Source organism: Leptospira hartskeerlii (genome assembly GCF_002811475.1).
Lineage (GTDB): Bacteria > Spirochaetota > Leptospiria > Leptospirales > Leptospiraceae > Leptospira_B > Leptospira_B hartskeerlii.
Map to the genome: position 1 here is coordinate 552129 of NZ_NPDL01000001.1, position 17576 is coordinate 569704.

At 40.9% G+C, this 17576-nt stretch carries 18 protein-coding genes; 10 read left to right on the forward strand and 8 right to left on the reverse strand.

The annotated features are described in order from the left end of the window. The first annotated feature begins 1 nt into the window (after window position 1). Genes CH352_RS02560 through CH352_RS02585 form a run of 6 tightly spaced genes read left to right on the forward strand, consistent with a single transcriptional unit; the run spans window position 2 to window position 6910 of the window. The gene (locus CH352_RS02560; protein WP_100706576.1) at window positions 2-2536 is read left to right on the forward strand and encodes a chemotaxis protein CheW; all 2535 of its coding nucleotides are present in this window, start codon (window positions 2-4) and stop codon (window positions 2534-2536) included. 3 nt (window positions 2537-2539) lie between these two features. Further along, entirely contained in the window at window positions 2540-2983 is a 444-nt protein-coding gene (locus tag CH352_RS02565) for a chemotaxis protein CheW (protein ID WP_100706310.1), read from the forward strand. A gap of 10 nt (window positions 2984-2993) precedes the next feature. Beyond that, the gene (locus tag CH352_RS02570; protein ID WP_100706309.1) at window positions 2994-4604 is read left to right on the forward strand and encodes a methyl-accepting chemotaxis protein; all 1611 of its coding nucleotides are present in this window, start codon (window positions 2994-2996) and stop codon (window positions 4602-4604) included. Window positions 4605-4607: 3 nt separating this feature from the next. After that, complete coding sequence (locus CH352_RS02575; protein WP_100706308.1) at window positions 4608-5696, forward strand: protein-glutamate methylesterase/protein-glutamine glutaminase; 1089 nt, start codon at window positions 4608-4610, stop codon at window positions 5694-5696. A 5-nt stretch (window positions 5697-5701) separates the two neighbouring features. Then, the gene (locus tag CH352_RS02580; protein ID WP_100706307.1) at window positions 5702-6544 is read left to right on the forward strand and encodes a CheR family methyltransferase; all 843 of its coding nucleotides are present in this window, start codon (window positions 5702-5704) and stop codon (window positions 6542-6544) included. A gap of 3 nt (window positions 6545-6547) precedes the next feature. After that, complete coding sequence (locus CH352_RS02585; protein WP_100706306.1) at window positions 6548-6910, forward strand: response regulator; 363 nt, start codon at window positions 6548-6550, stop codon at window positions 6908-6910. Between the two features lie 107 nt (window positions 6911-7017). Here the strand turns inward: CH352_RS02585 and CH352_RS02590 are convergent, their stop codons facing one another. After that, on the reverse strand, window positions 7018-7857 hold the full coding sequence (locus CH352_RS02590; RefSeq protein WP_100706305.1) for an SDR family NAD(P)-dependent oxidoreductase: 840 nt from the start codon (window positions 7855-7857) through the stop codon (window positions 7018-7020). A 31-nt stretch (window positions 7858-7888) separates the two neighbouring features. Further along, window positions 7889-9487: a flavin-containing monooxygenase gene (locus tag CH352_RS02595; RefSeq protein ID WP_243396266.1), complete on the reverse strand. Its 1599-nt coding sequence runs from the start codon at window positions 9485-9487 to the stop codon at window positions 7889-7891. A gap of 55 nt (window positions 9488-9542) precedes the next feature. On the opposite strand from CH352_RS02595, the gene CH352_RS02600 reads away from it, so the two are divergent. The 3 genes from CH352_RS02600 (at window position 9543) to CH352_RS02610 (ending at window position 11101) form a co-directional block, all read left to right on the forward strand. Further along, window positions 9543-9863, forward strand: coding sequence for a DUF1330 domain-containing protein (locus CH352_RS02600; RefSeq protein ID WP_100706304.1), 321 nt, complete (start codon window positions 9543-9545; stop codon window positions 9861-9863). Window positions 9864-9920: 57 nt separating this feature from the next. Then, window positions 9921-10304 carry a TfoX/Sxy family protein gene (locus CH352_RS02605; RefSeq protein WP_100706303.1) on the forward strand — a complete coding sequence of 128 codons (384 nt, stop codon included), beginning with the start codon at window positions 9921-9923 and terminating at the stop codon, window positions 10302-10304. A gap of 101 nt (window positions 10305-10405) precedes the next feature. Next, a complete protein-coding gene (locus CH352_RS02610; RefSeq protein ID WP_100706302.1) occupies window positions 10406-11101 on the forward strand; it encodes a FecR family protein in 696 nt (231 codons plus the stop codon). On the opposite strand, the gene CH352_RS02615 is transcribed toward CH352_RS02610, so the two are convergent. Next, window positions 11102-11950: a tetratricopeptide repeat protein gene (locus CH352_RS02615; RefSeq protein WP_100706301.1), complete on the reverse strand. Its 849-nt coding sequence runs from the start codon at window positions 11948-11950 to the stop codon at window positions 11102-11104. 114 nt (window positions 11951-12064) lie between these two features. Between CH352_RS02615 and CH352_RS02620 the strand changes: the two genes are divergently transcribed. Continuing rightward, the gene (locus CH352_RS02620; RefSeq protein ID WP_100706300.1) at window positions 12065-12244 is read left to right on the forward strand and encodes a hypothetical protein; all 180 of its coding nucleotides are present in this window, start codon (window positions 12065-12067) and stop codon (window positions 12242-12244) included. A 78-nt stretch (window positions 12245-12322) separates the two neighbouring features. On the opposite strand, the gene CH352_RS02625 is transcribed toward CH352_RS02620, so the two are convergent. From CH352_RS02625 to CH352_RS02645, 5 genes are all read right to left on the reverse strand, one after another. Further along, entirely contained in the window at window positions 12323-13147 is an 825-nt protein-coding gene (locus CH352_RS02625; protein WP_100706299.1) for a crotonase/enoyl-CoA hydratase family protein, read from the reverse strand. 43 nt (window positions 13148-13190) lie between these two features. Then, window positions 13191-14564 (reverse strand): histidine kinase dimerization/phosphoacceptor domain -containing protein, encoded by a 1374-nt coding sequence (locus CH352_RS02630; RefSeq protein WP_100706298.1) that lies wholly within the window; start codon window positions 14562-14564, stop codon window positions 13191-13193. Between the two features lie 287 nt (window positions 14565-14851). Then, window positions 14852-15940, reverse strand: coding sequence for an alpha/beta hydrolase (locus CH352_RS02635; protein WP_100706297.1), 1089 nt, complete (start codon window positions 15938-15940; stop codon window positions 14852-14854). A gap of 9 nt (window positions 15941-15949) precedes the next feature. Then, window positions 15950-17071: a peptidoglycan DD-metalloendopeptidase family protein gene (locus CH352_RS02640; protein WP_100706296.1), complete on the reverse strand. Its 1122-nt coding sequence runs from the start codon at window positions 17069-17071 to the stop codon at window positions 15950-15952. Between the two features lie 91 nt (window positions 17072-17162). Then, a complete protein-coding gene (locus CH352_RS02645) occupies window positions 17163-17573 on the reverse strand; it encodes a bactofilin family protein (RefSeq protein ID WP_086446969.1) in 411 nt (136 codons plus the stop codon). Between the last annotated feature and the right edge of the window lie 3 nt (window positions 17574-17576).

The window sequence follows — 17576 nt, forward strand, 5'->3', positions numbered from 1 at the left end:
TATGGAAGTTGATTACGAAAACCTGTTAAAAGATTATCTAGTAGAAGCTAGAGAACTTCTGGATATGGCGGAAGAGTCTATCCTCGAATTGGAAAAGAATTACCAACCGGAGCAGATCAATACTCTTTTCAGAGTGATCCATACTATAAAGGGTAACTCTGCCATTTTCGATTTTCCATTGATCACTGGATTGGCTCATTCTTTCGAGAGTCTTTTGAATCAGTTCCGTAAAAGGGAGATTAAACCTGCAGATAAGGAGATCAGTCTTTTTTTGGATTGTATCGATGCTCTTAAGGAAATGAACGAGCGCAAAGAGAGTGTTTCGGATTCGCAAGTTTCTGAACTGATGTCGAGGATCAACGAAAGTCTGAAGACTGAGGACGAAAAATCTGAAGAAAAGGAAAAACCTAGATTCGGGTTATTCACTCCTCCTAAAAAGAATAAACCATTAATTCTTCCGTCTAGTACCGAAGGAACTTCGTTCAAAAACGGGAAGATACTGATCCCTAAAAGTTATATTACAAAAGCTAAACATGGTTGTTTTTCTCTTTTTCTGGTTAAATTCCGGGAGAAGGATCAGGAAGACAAAAATTACTCCAGAGCCATAGAGAAGTTTTCCGATTTAGGGATAGTTTTGGATCATGGGGATTTTGAAGGGAAGAACGGAACTCATTCGAGTCTATCGGAAAATAGGACACATTATTTAATCTTAATGTATTCTAAGGATAAAGAAAGTTTTATGAAACTTTCTCCTGTTTCTTTGCTTTCAGTTTCTACAATCTTTAGGCCTCAATTAAATGAAAGTCCTTCCGTGTCTCAGTCTATATCAGACCGATCGTCTCGACCAACTTCCGAGCCTGAAAGTAATCCGTCCAAGTCCAAAGAGGTTTCGGCAGAATATTATCTGAAGATCCCTCTGCAGCTTCTGGATCATATGATCAATCTTGCAGGCGAAACAATAATCGTAAGAAACCAACTCCTTCAAAAGATAGAAAGCTACGACGATCCGTCTTTGTTGTCTATAGTTCGGAATTTAAGCCAGTTAATCACATCCTCTCAAGAGAGTGTTATGCGAACTAGGCTGCAAAAATTGGAATCTCTTTATAAGAGGATTCCTAGATTGATCCATGATCTTGAGAAGACTACTGGAAAGGAAGTTGAACTTTTCCTAGAAGGAGGCGAGGTCGAACTTGATAAGAGTATAATAGATTCGATTTCCGATCCTATTATGCATATGATTCGGAACTCCGTTGACCACGGGGTAGAATCTCCCAATGAGCGCGTCTCGGCGGGAAAACCTCGAAAAGGGAAAATACATTTATCAGCCTCGTTAAGAGGAGGAAACGTTATCCTCAAAGTTGAAGACGATGGTAGAGGATTGAACATCGACAGCATTAAAAATAAGGCAATCGAAAGGGGACTTATAACACGAGAGGAGGCGCAAAGAAAATCTCCGGAAGAATTATCTGAATTTATTTTTTCTCCAGGGTTCAGCACTGCTCATGCAGTGTCTTCCACGTCGGGACGGGGCGTCGGCATGGATGTAGTAAAGATGAATTTTCAGAAAGCCGGAGGGACTGTCTCCGTTTCATCAAAGCAAGGTATAGGAACTTCGGTTATCGCCTCCTTACCTCAGACACTTTCCATTATAAACTGCCAAATGGTTAAGACTTCGGGAATGCTTTTCGCAATACCTCAGCAGAATATTTCTGAGCTTATTTTACTCGATAGAAGATCCGTATCATATCTGGAAAAGAAGATGGTGTATCAACTAAGAGGTCATCTACTTCCTCTAATCAATACAGGAGAAATACTCGGATTGTCTTCCGATCTTTCGGCAGATCGGAACGATAAATACATCGTGGTCGTTCACACAGAAAAACATAAATTCGGAATGTTGATCGAAGAGATCGAAAATCCTGAAGAGATCGTAGTCAAGCCACTCTCAAAGGATTTGGCAAAGATTAATCTTTATACCGGAGCTGCGATCTTGGGCGACGGAAATGTTGCGTTGATATTGGATATTTCCGGGATTAGCAAATTCTTAAAGTTGCATACTAACGTAAAAGAGGAGCTTCGCTCCAAAACTATCCGTGAAATCACCGAAAGGGAACATTATCTTCTATTCTCCGTCAATAAGCAGATGTTCGGATTAGATTCAAGGTCCGTGATCAGGATCGAACAAGTGGATCCAAAATACTTCGAAAGATTCATTGATAGCGAAGTGGTCCAATACCGCGGAGAAGTCATAGAACTTTGTAGATTGGACAGTTATTTCAACCTGAAAGACGAGAATAAGGATACCGAGCGGACTATGATACTGATCCAGACTTCTTTAGGGAAAAAGGGAATCCTTGTACAAGAAATCCATAATGTTGTGGGAGAAATCGGTTCTTTTACTAAGAACGAAGACCGATCTTCCGGAGTTATCGGTAGCGGGATTGTCGCCGGACAAACTGTTATCGTAATCGATCCCATTGTTGTTTTGAAAAAGATCGGAAAAGATCAGATTCGTCAGGAAATTATTTCGGGGTGATGCATGGTAGAGCAGGAAGATAAGAAACAATATTTATCATTTTTCCTTGGAACCGAAATTTACGGACTTCCTTTAGAAGGATGTAAGGAAGTGGATCACAACAAAAGAATATTAAAAGTTCCTCATTCTCCTGATTATATTGAAGGGATCGTAAACTTACGAGGAGACCTTGTTACTATACTTAATTTGAGATCGCTCTTTGGAAAGGATCGCATAAGCGGAGAAGGAAAACATTCTCTTATTCGTTTAAAAGGAAAAAAAGAAACCTTCGCTATTCTTTCCGATTCAGTTTCGGATATCGTAGAAGTTGCGAGCAAAGATCTGGAGAGTTGTCCTTCTCATTTAAACGAGCAAGAGGCAAGATTCATACGAAACGTAACTATTTTAAAAGATAAGACAATGATAATTTTGAACAGGGAAGAATTGCTACGTCTGGAAGACGAGTGAGGAGTATTATATGCTAGGTTTTGTTTCTCAAGGAAATGAAAAGGAAAGTGAGAAAAAACAAATGTCCACAACGTTAACGGATATTGAACGTTTTGTAAAAGAAGGGACCACCCTTGTTTCAATGACCGACTTGAAGGGACGAGTTATTTATGCTAACAAGGAATTCTTGGAAATAGCGGGTCTAACCAACGATGAACTAGTTGGAAAGCCCCATAATGTTGTTCGACACCCGGATATACCTAGAAGTGTATTTAAGGATTTTTGGGAAACGATCCAGAGCGGTAAACCGTGGCGAGGGATCGTTAAGAATAGATCCAAAAACGGGGACCATTATTGGGTGGATGCGAACGTAGCGCCAAAAGTAGAAAACGGAAATATCGTAGGCTTTATGTCGGTCAGGCGAACTCCTACACGTCAGCAAGTTGAAGCCGCTTCTAAATTGTATTCGGATATACTCTCCGGAAAAAGTAAACTAGAGCCTACTCAAAAGAAAAAAATATCCATCAGGACAAAGTTATTTCTGTTCATCTTTTTAGGTGTGTTCGGTCTAGGAAGCTTAGCGGTTTCTGAATCTATCGGTTTAGTTTCGGAAGTGACTATCGGGATTGCAGGATTTTTTGCAGCTCTCCAAATCTTACTAGGTGGTTATCTCACTTTTTATATTCTGAAACCTTTAAAAGAGGCCACGGATATCGCAAACAAAATAGCGACCGGAGATCTTTCTGTCAACATCGCTCATAATCGCAACGATGAATTAGGCGAATTGGGGAAAGCGATCTTGAACATGCTGATCAATACGGCGGCTTTAATCTCTCGTTTGAAAGAGAACGGAGATATACTTTTCTCTTCCGCTCAAGACTTATCAGGAGCTAGTCTGAATTTATCCTCGGGAATCGAGGAAATGTCACAACAATCTCAAACGATCGCAGCAGCAGCAACTCAGATGAATCAGAATTTGAATGTTGTTTCGAGTTCCATCGAAGAAATGTCTGTTTCTGTAGGAGAAGTCGCGAAAAAGGCAGCCGACTCGGCAAAGATCGCAAGGGAAGCGAATTCCACCGCGATCGAAACCAGTAGGGTTGTAAAAGAGTTAGGTGAGAACGCGAATGAGATCGGGAATGTAATCGAAAGTATTTCCAATATTGCCGCTCAAACCAAACTTCTTGCGTTAAACGCGGCTATCGAAGCTGCGGGAGCAGGAGATGCTGGTAAGGGTTTTGCTGTAGTCGCATCGGAAGTAAAAGAGCTCGCTCGTCAGTCTGCGGAATCTTCCGAAGAGATTAAAAGTAAGATTTCCGCCATACAGAAAAGTACGGAAAAGGTGATCGAATCCATCGGTAAAATTACGAGTGTTATCGCTGAAGTAAACGAGATCAGCGGAAGTATCGCTTCTGCAGTGGAAGAACAGTCCATCACAACTAAGGAGATTGCGGCTAATGTCAGTCAGACTTCGCTAACTTCTAACGATGTCACTAAAAACATCAACGGGATCTCTACTGCTTCTCTAGATGGCGCTAAGGACTCAAACAGTGTATCTAAACTTTCCCAATCTTTACAGGACCTTGCCGCAGGCCTGACAATGTTGGTGAATCAATTCAAAATTTCTAATACGACAAAGTAAAAGGTGAGTATCTTGGAACTACCTGTGGAGAAAAGCAAAGTGACCCGAAAGACATCTGTTTTTGTCGTAGATGACTCTTTGGTCTATCGGAACCTTCTTCGGAACACCTTTTCGCAAGATAGTGAGATCGAATTTTTAGGAGCGGCGATAGACGGCAAGTTCGCGCTTCCTAAGATCGCTCAACTGAAACCGGATTTCGTGATTTTGGATGTAGAAATGCCTCAAATGAATGGGATCCAAACGTTGGAGGAAATTAAATCTAAATTTCCCGACACACGGGTGATTATGCTTAGTTCTCTCACGCAAGAGGGTGCTAAGATCACTTTGAAAGCCTTGGATATGGGGGCGATCGATTTCGTACCGAAACCAAATGGAGGACAGGACGGAGCGTTAAACGAAACCTTGGAGTTATTAACCTCCAAGATCAAAGCTCTTAGTCCGATCAAACCAATCGTTCAGAGTCAGTTCGAAAAGAAAAATATACCCGTTAAAACGATCCAAACCCGAAGGGAGAAAGATTGTGCGATATGTGCAATAGGTATATCTACCGGTGGACCGATCGCTTTGCGTCAATTATTCCTAAAACTACCGTCTGATCTTAATGGGAGCATTGTGGTCGCTCAGCACATGCCTCCTTTGTTCACCAACTATCTCGCAGAAAGTCTTTCACAGGCTGCAAATATGCTGATCAAAGAGGCGGAAGACGGTGAGGTTTTACAGAAAGGAGCTGCCTATATAGCTCCGGGAGGAAAACAACTCGAGATAGTCAATGGCTCTTCAGGACCTACTGCAAGAGTGTTTAACGGGCCGGAAGAAGAGTTATGCAAACCGTCCGTAAATATCCTCTTCAAATCTTTAGCAGAAAATTTTCCCAAAGAAACTACCGCGATCATTATGACCGGAATGGGAGAGGACGGTTATCTCGGGATGAAGGAGTTAAAGAAGAACGGTGCATACTTGATCGCACAGAATCGGGAATCATGTACCGTTTTCGGGATGCCCAATCGCCCGGTACAGGAAGGGCTTGTCGATGAAGTGTTGGATGTGGACAGCATCGCGGAAAAGATCTCCAACTTATTACAAGGGAACTAATTATAATGCAAGATGCCACCCTCGAATTGATGGAAGTGATAAAACTAGCGACGGGTATATCCTTGACTGAAGAGAAAATTTATCTTTTGGAAAGCCGTCTTTCAGATATATTATCGGATTATAATTTATCCGATTTCGGCCAACTCTCTAAAAAATTCACAGAAGGTCATGATCTTGAATTTAAGGAAAAAGTGATAGATAGAGTAACAACTCATGAAACAAGGTTTTTTCGGGATGAAAGTATTTTTGGAGCGATCTTAGAAAGGATCATACCTGAAATATTGGAAAGAAAGCAGCAGAAAGATAATAAGATCAAGATTTGGTCTGCAGCTTGTTCTACCGGACAAGAACCATATTCCGTAGCGATCTCTATCCACGAAAAGTATCCGCAATTATTTAAGAATATCAGCATAATCGCAACGGATATAGCAAAAGATACAATAGAAAAAGCCAAAAACGGAGTTTATTCTGCCTTTGAGATTGGAAGGGGACTGTCCGAAGCCCATCTTGCCAAGTATTTCGATCCAGTCTCTAAAGGGTTGTACGTCGTAAACGAGGAGATACGATCCGTCATAGAATTTAAACAGCATAATCTGATCTACGATCCTTATCCTTCCAACTGCGATTTGATCCTATGCAGGAATGTGTCCTATTATTTTGACCAGCAGGAAAGAAAAAATTTATTCAATAAAATAGAGCAGGCTTTGGATCAAGACAGCTTTCTTATTTTAGGTTCTGCCGAGTCTATATCGGAATATTCGAAAAATTTTATCATTCGTGAATTCGGCTTATGCCGCTTCTATGAATTGAATCCTTCCAACTTCACGTTATTTATTAAAGGAGCTTAATATATGGGGAACTTAAGAATACTAGCAGTAGACGACTCAGCCACTATGAGAAGTCTTGTCCAACAAACATTGGGGATAGGCGGCTATGAAGTCACTCTTGCATCTGATGGAAAGGAGGGCATAGACAAATTCGGCGATTCCGATTACGATCTGGTCATAACGGATATAAATATGCCCGTGATGGATGGGCTTACTTTTATACGGGAAGTCAGAAAAAGGAATGCGGACGTACCCATTCTGACCTTGACTACCGAGTCAGAAGAAAATATAAAACAGAAGGGAGCCGAAGCCGGAGCGAATGGATGGATCATTAAACCGTTTCGGCCTGCACAATTTCTGGATATTATAAAGCAAGTTATGCAGTGAGATCGGATCCTTATTTTCCGAAAACAATTCTTTATATTTGTTGGATGAGGATCGCACAAGTAGATTTTGTTTATGGAAGCCGTCTGAACGGCTTCCATAAATTCACGTTACTTCATTTGTTTAAGCAGAAGTTTTCCGATTATCACTTGGTAGAAAGTAGGAAGTAATCTTTGCATCAGATCCACAAACACCGCGTCCGGTCCGATAAGAACTCTTCTGGAATTTTTCTTAACCGCTTTTAAGATCACTTTAGCTGCTCGTTCAGGAGTAGTAATGAATTGAGCGGACATTTTTTCCCCGGCTGTATTCGGGTCCAAACCTAAGGCCCGCACGCTGTCGTTAGTTTTGGAACTTTTTGCGATGGCGGTTTTGATCCCTCCAGGATGAACGCTAGTAGCTGAAACTTTTGCTTTAGTAAGATCAAGTTCTTGTCTTAATGTTTCCGTAAATCCCCTGACAGCAAATTTGGAAGCATTGTATGCTGAAGTCCCCGGAACGGCGATGATCCCAAAAACACTTGAAGTGTTGATGATATGACCTTCTCCGCTTTCCTTTAAATAAGGTAGAAATGCCTGCGTTCCGTTCACTACACCGCCGAAGTTTATATCCATAACTCTCCGGAAATCGTTTGACTCAAATCCTTCTATCGTTGAGCCGAAGGCGATCCCCGCGTTATTAAATATTAAATTTACCTTATTATGCTCTTTGGCCACCTTGGAAGCCCAATCAAAAACTGCCGACCGATCCGATACATCCAGTTTTTGGCTGGTAACGGAAACATTCGGGTTTTTCTTTTTTATCAATTGGACTGTTTCTGCGAGGCCTGATTCGTTTACATCCGATAATGCCAAACTGCATTCTTGTTCCGCAAGTTGTATGGCAAGTTCCCTTCCCATTCCGGATCCGGCTCCTGTGATAGCAGCCACTTTGTTTTTAAAACTTTTCATTTGGTTTTTCTTCTTCCTATTTGAACTATTTTTATCCGAACGACAAGTTGGAGTCGTTCACATTCGCAAAATTGATATCGAGCAGATCCATTAGATAATTCTGATGGAATCTCCAAGGACGGTTTGCTCCTCTTTGAGGGAATTGGTCTATTGCTCTTTGGATATATCCTGAATTTAGATCGAGTATCGGCTCCTTCTCCATCTTTGCAGGATCGCAGATAGGCACACATTGTTTGTAACCTTTTGATTCCATATGATTCAGTAATCTTGCAACATACGTAGAAGTAAGATCCGCTCTCAAGGTCCAAGATGCATTTGTATAGCCCACACAGAATGCAAAATTAGGGACTCCGCTTAGCATCAATCCTTTGAATGTAAATTGTTTAGAAATATCAATTTCCTCGCCATCTACCTTTAGTTGGATCCCACCTATCGCGAGTAATTCCAATCCTGTTGCAGTCACAATAATATCCGCTTCCAATTCTTTTCCGGATCTCAATTTAATGCCTTTAGAAGTGAAAGTTTCGATATGATCTGTGACTATAGAAGCTTTCCCCTTTGAGATTGCCTTGAAAAGATCGGAGTCAGGAACTAAACAAACCCTTTGGTCCCAAGGTTGATAATTCGGCTTGAAATGAGTATCTATATCGTAACCTTTAGGAAGAGAAGCTTTCAGTCGAGCCCTGATCAGCCACTTTGCAAAGTTAGGAGATCTTTTGCAGATTTGATAAAACCAAATTTGGATCAGAATATTTTTGACCCGAGTGATATGATGAGCCAGCTTCGCAGGTAGAATGAATCTTAAAAAATCTGCAACTATATCCTTAGAAGGAAGACTAGTAATATAAGTCGGGGACCTTTGCAACATAGTAACATGAGAAGCATCATCCGCCATGGATGGAACTAATGTAACCGCGGTTGCACCACTTCCGATCACTACGACTTTTTTGCCTTTATAATCTAAGTTCTCAGGCCAATGTTGCGGATGAATGATCTGACCTTTAAAGTTTTTTACACCTGGAAAATTCGGAGTGAACCCTCTATCGTAATTATAATAACCGCTGCAGATATACAGAAAGTCCGCGGTGTACGTCCGTTTTTCTTTTTTAGGTCCTACTTCTACATTGATTGTCCAGAAATTTTCCTTACTTGACCAAGAGGTAGACGTTACTCTATGTTCGAAACGTATATTACGATCTATTCCAAATTCGGATGCGGTTTCTCTCACATAGTTTAGGATAGAAGGGCCGTCGGCAATTGCCTTCGCTTCTTTCCAAGGTCGGAAAGAATAACCCAAGGTAAACATATCCGAATCGGAACGAATTCCCGGATAACGAAATAAACTCCAGGTCCCACCGATATCTGCTCTACTTTCTAAGATTGTGTATTTTTTGCCTGGGCAAAGTTTTTGGAGATGATAACCGGCGCTGATCCCTGATAAACCCGCGCCTACAGTGATCACAGCGAAATGTTCTTTGTTCATATAAAGATTTTGTACCAAAACCGAGTAAGATTCGACTGATCTTATAATATCGCCCTCAAAAATTCGTTCGGAATGATAAGAATATACTGGATTTTCGAAGTTCCTTGCGAATCGAACTGCCTTCCGGTTCAGTAGTTTACGTCTCAAAGTAATCCCGAAAAGGCTTGCAACCATTTCAAAATCTAAGATTTGAGAAGGTCATATGAAGTATTATTCTGTAGCAGAATTGAATATCACTAGCGCTCGTTGGATCCCAGCCTATGTGCGCAGTGTGACTAAGATGGTGGAAAAATTCGGGGGAAGATATCTTTCCAGGACAACGAATATGGAGAAGTTGGAAGGGGACAGAAAACTTCCGCAGCTCTTCTTGATCATCGAATGGCCTTCAAAAGAAGCGGTTCAAAACTTTTATAATTCGGAAGAATATAAACCCTTTCTGGAAAGTAGACTCAAAGGTTCCAATGGAGAATTCATTTTGGTTCCGGGCGAGGATGTGAATCAGCTTGCAAATGTTCCGGAATGATAAGTTTCTTTATCAGGCGGAACATAGGAGAATACTCTTATCTTCTCAGGAAAGTATATGGCGATCCATGATAAAACAGCTGAACGTGTTCGAAAAGCTCTTACCAAACAGAAAGAAGTAGAAGAGAAAAAAATGTTCGGTGGCCTTTGTTTTATGGTAAACGGAAAGATGTGCGTTTGTGTCAGGGAAGAGGAACTTATGTTTAGAATAGATCCCAAAGACTACGAATCCATTTTAGAAAAGAAAAAAGCCAGACCAATGATCCATAATGGAAATCTGATGAAGGGATTTGTATTTGTAAGTATTGAGGAAGTAAAACCTGAAAAAGAGTTTGGATACTGGATGGAACTTGCCTTGGATTATAACAAAAGTGCTAAGGCCTCTAAAAAAAATACAAAACGAAAGGTCCCAATTCCTAAAAAAACTACTAAGAAAAAATAAGCACTAATAAGACTTTTATTCGCTACTTTCTTCGTTTAGAATAGTCTTCTTTCCTAAAAATCGATTTACTTCCTTTAAAGGAAACTTCAAAATCGACCGCTATGAAAAAGTTATCAGTACTATTTCTTCTAGGTATAACATGTGTTTTGTTTTCTTGCGGTAAAAAGGAAGCGGATGCAGGCAAGGGAGTGATTACATTCGTTGTAGGAAACGTAACCTTAGAAAGAGGTTCCGAAAAATCCAAGGCGGAAGTAAGCAAAGAGATCCAAAACGGTGACATATTAGTTACGGACGAAGGCGCCACTGCAACGATCGCATTTGGAGAAAATGCTTCTTTGCTTGAGATCCAATCCGGTTCCAGATTCCGTTTCGATGATATTAAATCGGACAAAAAGTTTTTCCAAGAAAAGGGAAGATCTTGGATACTCTCCAATAAACTTGTAAAAGGTGAAGGCTTAAGTCTAGGAACTCCAACAACCACTGCCGGTGTTAGAGGAACTAAGTTCTATACTTCAATCGTAGAAGATATGACCTTTATCTGTCATTGCCAAGGAAAGGTGGAACTGGAAAATAGTTCGGACCATTCTAAGATGATCCCTGAATCGGATTATCTTACAGTTACAAAAGGAACAAAAACAATTGTGATCGATAAAGATGATCTATTAAAGATAGGAATTCCTTATGTTCACAATCATAGTGAAGTAAGCGATTCTCCTGTCGGAGAAAGAACGAATATGAAGTTAGAGGATTTCCTGAAGATCCAAGATCTTGCTAAGAAAAAATTAGCGGGGAAGTGATCACGCTTCGTCTATTTCAACATTCTCTAATGTATCGAAAAAACCGGTCTGCAAAAGTGGACCGAAATCCACCATATCCTCCGCGGAAAGTTTAAGACCGTTTTCCATGGAGTAGGCCTGCAGTAGAGAAGCGCAGGCCAAATGGCTTTCATGCAATTGGGCGTGGGCCCTCGCTTTTACAACGAGTATGTCCGCGTCCGATTCTCCGAAATATTTGATATATAGATCAATAAACTTAAGTGCGTTCTTATGATCCGAAACTTTCAAATAACACTGAGCGATCATATCGTAATGTAAAAAAGTTTCTTCTTCGTCCATTCTCATGGCAGTTTTTAAAGAAGCTAACGCGGAGTTATAATCTCCCCTTTGATAATACAAATATCCAAGCTCGGACCAAATATCTTTTCGTTTGATCCCTCTTCCTCTGGAAAGTTTTTCCTGGGATAATGCTTGTTTCAAAACTTGGATCGCTTCGTTGGATCTATCCGTATCTTTTAACAAACTTGCAAGAGTTAGATACAATTCTAACTGATCGGGAAATATCTCGATTGCTGTAGTAAGTATCTTTTTAGCGGATTTAAAATTATGAACTTTAATCAGATAATTGGCGTAATACAGTCTGCTTTCTGGATGAGAGGAAAAACGGTCCTGCAATTCCTGGAAAAGATTCAGAGTTTCTCTGGTATTTCCAATATAATATTGGCACCAGGCCTGACGGTTTTTTATCTTCACGACTGTTTTCGGGTTTTGGGTAAAATTCAGGGATTCCTTGTATAGGTTGAATGCCTTAGTAAATTCTCTCTGCCTTTCCCTATGGATGGCGCTAATGATCAGTTCCCGAAAACCCACGACTGGGACAGGCTAAAAAAATTCCTAAAATAATCAAGTTTTCCACAGATCAACCGATGATTGAAACGGGGGCAAAGGAAAGAAAAAATCCCCACTTTAATCGAGGTAAAGAAAATGGAAATCGGTAGCCAAACCAGCCAATCTCTCATGATCGAAAGAATCGCCAATCTGCCTAGAGAAATATTCCAAGCTCAGTCTGATATGAATTCTAAACTTTTGAAGCTAAACGTAGAGGCTCAATTACAAGCCCAGGCCTCCGAAGGAAAATCCAGACTTCTGGATCTGTACGTTTAATTAGGATGTAGGAATTCTACATATCGTTGTAGGAGTTCCCACATCCATGTACTTCAATATCCCCTTGAAAAAAGAATCTTAATCTTTATTATATTCCGGTCTTTTTCTTTCGACAAAGGCAGTCTGTATTTCTCTGAAATCTTTAGAATCCAGAAAGCTGGAATTCCATACTGCGACATAGTTCAAACCTACTGACAAAGGTTTTCCTTCGGAAAAATTCATCACTTCCTTAGTTCCTTCTACTACGATTCTGGGATTGGCGGCGATCTCGGAAGCGGTAGCGACCGCACCCTCTAAAAGTTCGTCTTGAGTCTTGAATAATTTGGAGACCAGTCCCATTCTCAAGGCTTCCTCTCCGTCTATGTCTTTTCCGGTGAAGGCAAGTTCTCTTGTATTTCCTTGTCCTATGATAGAAGGAAGACGATTGATGGAACCCATGTCCGCAACGATTGCTACTTTTGCTTCTCTAAGAGAGATGCTTGCATCGTAAGTTGCATAACGAATATCGCAAGCAGAGATGAGGTCTAGTCCTCCACCGATACAATGTTTTTGGACTGCGGCAACGGAAGGTTTAGGAGAATCGTATACCGCGTTGATCCCTTTCTGCATTCTGAGTATGAGTTCGTAGAGTTTTTTGCGATCGTCCGCGTATGTCCCTCTCACTATGGGGCCGAATTCTTGGAAGAATGATTCCAGATCCAAACCTGTTGAGAATGATTTTCCTTTTGCTGCGATTACGAAAGAACGGATTTTACGGTTGGAGTTGATCTCTTCCACTACGTCCGGAAGATCTCTCCAGAAACTCCAGTTCATTGCGTTTCTTTTGTCGGGACGGTTTAAGAAGACGATAGCTACTCCGTCTTCTCTCTCGACGATTTCAAAGAATTCAAAGTTTGTCTTCATCGGGATCAGAGTTATCCGATTCGGCCGACGAGTAAAACGTTTTTTAGGTCTCGTGTTTTGCGGGGAAGCTGAGGGTCGCTTTGCAGCCGTTTTCGTTCTCTAATTTCAATTTTCCCCTTAGAAGTTTTACAAAGGAATCCACCAAAGAAAGTCCCAAAGAGCCTGAATTGCGTGTCTGAGGCGTCGTGTCTAATAAACCGACGCCGTCGTCTTTGACTTCTAAGAAATATCGTTCGTCGTTCAAACTAAAGCGGATCAATATAGAGCCACTCTCTCTATCTTTGAACCCGTGTTTGAATGAGTTCGTCAGAAGTTCATTGATGATCAACGCGCAGTTCATTCCCATCTCGCTTGGGATCTTAGGAGTTTGGATATCCAATACTAGTTTAAACTTAGAACGATCTACCTTATACACTTCGAATAGAAGGTCCGTAAGTTTGCGAACGTATAGGTCAAAACTAATGGAAGATAGATCATGATTTTCATAAAGCACTTCGTGCAGAAGGGCAACTGCCTGTATTCTATGCTGACTGTCCTTGAAAATATCCAAGGTCTCTTGGTCCTTCAGATTGGAGGCGTTCATGCTTAGCAAAGAAGAAATTACGGTAAGATTGTTTTTGATCCTATGATGGATCTCTTTCAAGTAGGACTGGTTTGTATTATCCGACTCTCCCAAACGCAGAACAGTGATTGAACCGCTGGATTTTCCTTCCGTGTTTAAGATGGGGGAAATCTGAATAGAAACCGCAGTTTTATTTCCGATCCCATCGATCGTGAATATTCCATTTTTCTCAATTGTTTGGTGAGAAGTCAGTACATCTGACAGTGGAAGAGTATACGAAGAAGAGTTCGAATCTTCTAATCTTAAGATCTTCGTTAAGGAAAGCCCGATGGATTCCGCATAGCTTAATCCTGCGATCTTTTCCGCCACCGGATTACAGAATAATACGAGACCATTCTCGTCGGTGGTGATGATCCCGGACTCCATTTGATTCAAAGTGGATTTTAAGGATTCTTCATTTTTGCGGTTTCTATGTTCCAGTTCGTTTTTATACAAAGCAACTTCGATGGAAGAACGAAGCTGGTCCGATTCGAACGGTTTGACTATATAACCTAGAGGCTGGGTCCTTTTTGCCCTGTTCAGGGTGTTCTCGTCCGCATATGCCGTAAGATAAATAACAGGTGTTTGGAATCTGTTCCGTAGGAGTTCCGCAGTTTGGATCCCGTCCAGATTACCTTCAATATTGATGTCCATAAGGACTAGATCAGGATGATTTTCCTCCGCCTTTTGAATGGCTTCCTCACCGGAGGATGTGATACCCACAAGATCGTAACCTAATTTTTTAAGTTTCTGACCCAAGTTGACCGCGACTATGATCTCATCTTCTACAACTAGGATCTTAGGTTTCGTGAGCATACTTCTAATCTACGAATAAAACCGATTGTTTCAACTATATTAATATAAAATGGTGAATGAAAATATCTGCGGAAATATGCAAAAGAATTTGAAAGCCTTCTTTGCAAGTAAAATCGAATATAAGCGGGATTTTTGTAAAGACTACTTATAGACCTGTAATTTTTTTTGAAACAACTATCAGTATATAATAACTTCCCTAATCCTTTCGGACTAAAATCGGAAATATTTTGACATATCGTCTAACGTGAATTGCGGAACAGGTGAATAGTATGCAGATTTAGAAGGATTTAATTTCGGAGAATATAGTTTTCGTTTCCGTAGGACTTGCGGATGAACAGCCTCTTCTCCGCTCCCAAGCCCAAAAACAATTGGTATAGATCGGTCAAGATCGGACGGGAAGAATAATATCCGTGACCTAATGACAATAAAGAGGAGTCGATCGGGTTTACATTGACCACATCCACACCTGGAAATTTGGAACAGGCGCCTAGTCTCCCTGTCTGGTTGATTTGAGCAGAGGCAAACAATGCGGAGTCTCCGGGAGAACAGTATAATGTGATCCTTTCCGAGGATTTTAATAAACTATCTAAGATGAGTATGAATTCACCTGTATCATAATCGGGCGCATTCAATACGAGTTCTTTCAAGAAAGGTTTGTTTCCGGATTCTTTTGAAAGTTCAGAAAGGGAATTTAAAACCACCTGATGGCCCATAGAATGTACTAATAGATGGATCTTTTTGTTGGTAGAGACCATTCTTTTCAGGAAATATTTGAAAGAATCCCTGCTACTTCTTGCAGACACCAAATTTTTTTCGTAAGTGTTTTTCAGGAAGAAGGTCCCTAACATGGAACCGTCTCCTCCCGCAGGCCAAGTATAAAGAGCTACCTTTCCCGGAAATTTTAGATCGTATTTGAGTTGAGCTGCTCTTAAAATAGCTTCTTCGAAACTCACGTTAAATCCGTGCACGAATACGATCACTTCTTCAAAAGGATCTTCTTCTATTCTTTTCCACCAAAGTTTTTCCTGTTCTTCTTTGGTTTTGCCTTGGATACCGACTCTGTGTTCCAGGAATTGAAATGATTTTTCTTTATTTCCCAGACCGAAGGGTAGGGAACCTATTTCTCTGTCTGCGGGAACATTTACCAAACAGGAGCCCGATTGGGTTCCCATATTTCCGAAATTCAGAAAATAAGAATTAGAACAAGCGACTTGTGTCCCTGGATTGACCGCTCTGGAAGTATTAAAAAATACTTCGATCCCATGAGTAGAAGAATATTGGGAATTGGTCCTTTTGTCCAGATGTTCGGAAATAGAAGGTCCGCAGCCTAAGGTAAGAACAAAACTAATGGCAATAAAAAAGAAAGATCGGAACATCATAAAATCTTAATGGTTCGGCTTAGAGCCTCTTTTATAACTGAGACCTTTTAGATATTTTCCAGGGTTTACCGATTTCCCTTTTTGGATGACTTCAAAATGTAAGTGAGGACCGAAACAGTAACCTGTACATCCCGAGGTTGCGATCTTCTTGCCTGCGACTACGTAATCCCCACGTTTTACATTCAGTCTGGAATTGTGAGCATATAATGTTTTGAAATCGTCGTTATGTTCGATTACGATTGCGTTTCCATAACCACCCATCCATCCGGAGAAAACAACTTTACCGTTACGAGCCGCCATCACTGCTTCGTAATTGGCTTTTAAGTCCAGCGCTTCATGGAATTTATGCTGCGGAAAGGTTCTCCATCCGTAATTAGAAGTAACCACATGAGAAGTAACAGGAACCACCCATTTAGGTGCGGGATCAGGGATCACAGCGCCTGGAAGAAAAACTTTTTGGCCCGGACGAAGAATATCCAGATCGTCCAGTTTATTCTCTTCTAAAATTTCATCTAAGTTTACTTTGTAAAGGGAAGCAACTTTTGCGACTGTATCTCCCGCTTTGAATTTATATAATAGACCTTGTTTATTCGGGATCTGTAATATTTGTCCCGGATATAGAGTTTCTTCCAGATTGATACTCGAGGAACCTGCAATGGATTCCATAGAGACCTTATAACGAGTTGCGATCTCTGATAGAGTTTCGTTCCTTTTAACTTTGTAAGTAACTACTTTAAGTTGTTTCTTTTTATCGGAAACGCTCTTGATCTCGTTTGCCATTAAGATGGTAAGTTTCGCTTTTTCGGATTCTTCTAAAAATTTTTCGTCGCCTTTTTTGGCTTTTAAGTCTTCCGAATCGTTTTCAGTTACTTCGGTAGATGCGGATTCCATAGAAGCGTTAGACGGGCTCATCCAAATTCCTAAAAATAGGACCATAAAGATAACCGATGCTACAAGAGGAATAACGCGGAACTTACGTCTTCGGAAGTCTAGGTTTCCGTGATACAGGTTTCCTCTGAAATAAAAGGAATAATGGAAATGGAAGGCGCCCAGGTAGATCAGGGTGAAATTATCGGTCCGGAGGATTTCTTTTCCTGCGGTCAATTGCCTGGGCTTCTTGAAGATCATACTTTGAGTATCGGTCGATCGGGTGGAGAACCACCCGAGTTTTTGATTCGAACAAATCTAAGAGGTGGGAAAAAGAACTCGAGGCCTGGAGTTATTCTTCCTTTCCGTTGTCCAATGTCCTTGTGCCGCCAAAAGATTCTTCCACGATCTTTTTAACGTCTTTCTTTTGGCCTCCGGTTACGGTGATATTTCCTTTCGCTACCACACCTTTTGCCAGGGAAAGAGCGGGAGCGATAATATCCCCTAAGAGACGTCCAGTTTCTTCCAAGCGGACTTCTGATTCCGCTTTAATATTTCCGATCAAGGTGCCTGCTACGATCACTTCTCTTGCGGAAATGTTAGTGCGAACCTTACCGGTTTCTCCAATAAATAATGCGTCGTCGGTTTTAATTTCCCCTTCGAATTTTCCGTCGATACGTAGGGAACCAGCGATATAGAATTTGCCCTCAAATATGGAACCTGGGCCGATTACGCTGTTATTATTATCCTTACCGATGGCCATCTG

Coding starts and splice junctions, on each gene's coding strand:
- CH352_RS02560 (WP_100706576.1), top strand. CDS start 2: ATGGAAGTTGATTACGAAAACCTGTTAAAAGATTATCTAGTAGAAGCT.
- CH352_RS02565 (WP_100706310.1), top strand. CDS start 2,540: ATGGTAGAGCAGGAAGATAAGAAACAATATTTATCATTTTTCCTTGGA.
- CH352_RS02570 (WP_100706309.1), top strand. CDS start 2,994: ATGCTAGGTTTTGTTTCTCAAGGAAATGAAAAGGAAAGTGAGAAAAAA.
- CH352_RS02580 (WP_100706307.1), top strand. CDS start 5,702: ATGCAAGATGCCACCCTCGAATTGATGGAAGTGATAAAACTAGCGACG.
- CH352_RS02585 (WP_100706306.1), top strand. CDS start 6,548: ATGGGGAACTTAAGAATACTAGCAGTAGACGACTCAGCCACTATGAGA.
- CH352_RS02590 (WP_100706305.1), bottom strand. CDS start 7,857: ATGAAAAGTTTTAAAAACAAAGTGGCTGCTATCACAGGAGCCGGATCC.
- CH352_RS02600 (WP_100706304.1), top strand. CDS start 9,543: ATGAAGTATTATTCTGTAGCAGAATTGAATATCACTAGCGCTCGTTGG.
- CH352_RS02605 (WP_100706303.1), top strand. CDS start 9,921: ATGGCGATCCATGATAAAACAGCTGAACGTGTTCGAAAAGCTCTTACC.
- CH352_RS02610 (WP_100706302.1), top strand. CDS start 10,406: ATGAAAAAGTTATCAGTACTATTTCTTCTAGGTATAACATGTGTTTTG.
- CH352_RS02620 (WP_100706300.1), top strand. CDS start 12,065: ATGGAAATCGGTAGCCAAACCAGCCAATCTCTCATGATCGAAAGAATC.
- CH352_RS02625 (WP_100706299.1), bottom strand. CDS start 13,147: ATGAAGACAAACTTTGAATTCTTTGAAATCGTCGAGAGAGAAGACGGA.
- CH352_RS02630 (WP_100706298.1), bottom strand. CDS start 14,564: ATGCTCACGAAACCTAAGATCCTAGTTGTAGAAGATGAGATCATAGTC.
- CH352_RS02635 (WP_100706297.1), bottom strand. CDS start 15,940: ATGTTCCGATCTTTCTTTTTTATTGCCATTAGTTTTGTTCTTACCTTA.
- CH352_RS02640 (WP_100706296.1), bottom strand. CDS start 17,071: ATGATCTTCAAGAAGCCCAGGCAATTGACCGCAGGAAAAGAAATCCTC.
- CH352_RS02645 (WP_086446969.1), bottom strand. CDS start 17,573: ATGGCCATCGGTAAGGATAATAATAACAGCGTAATCGGCCCAGGTTCC.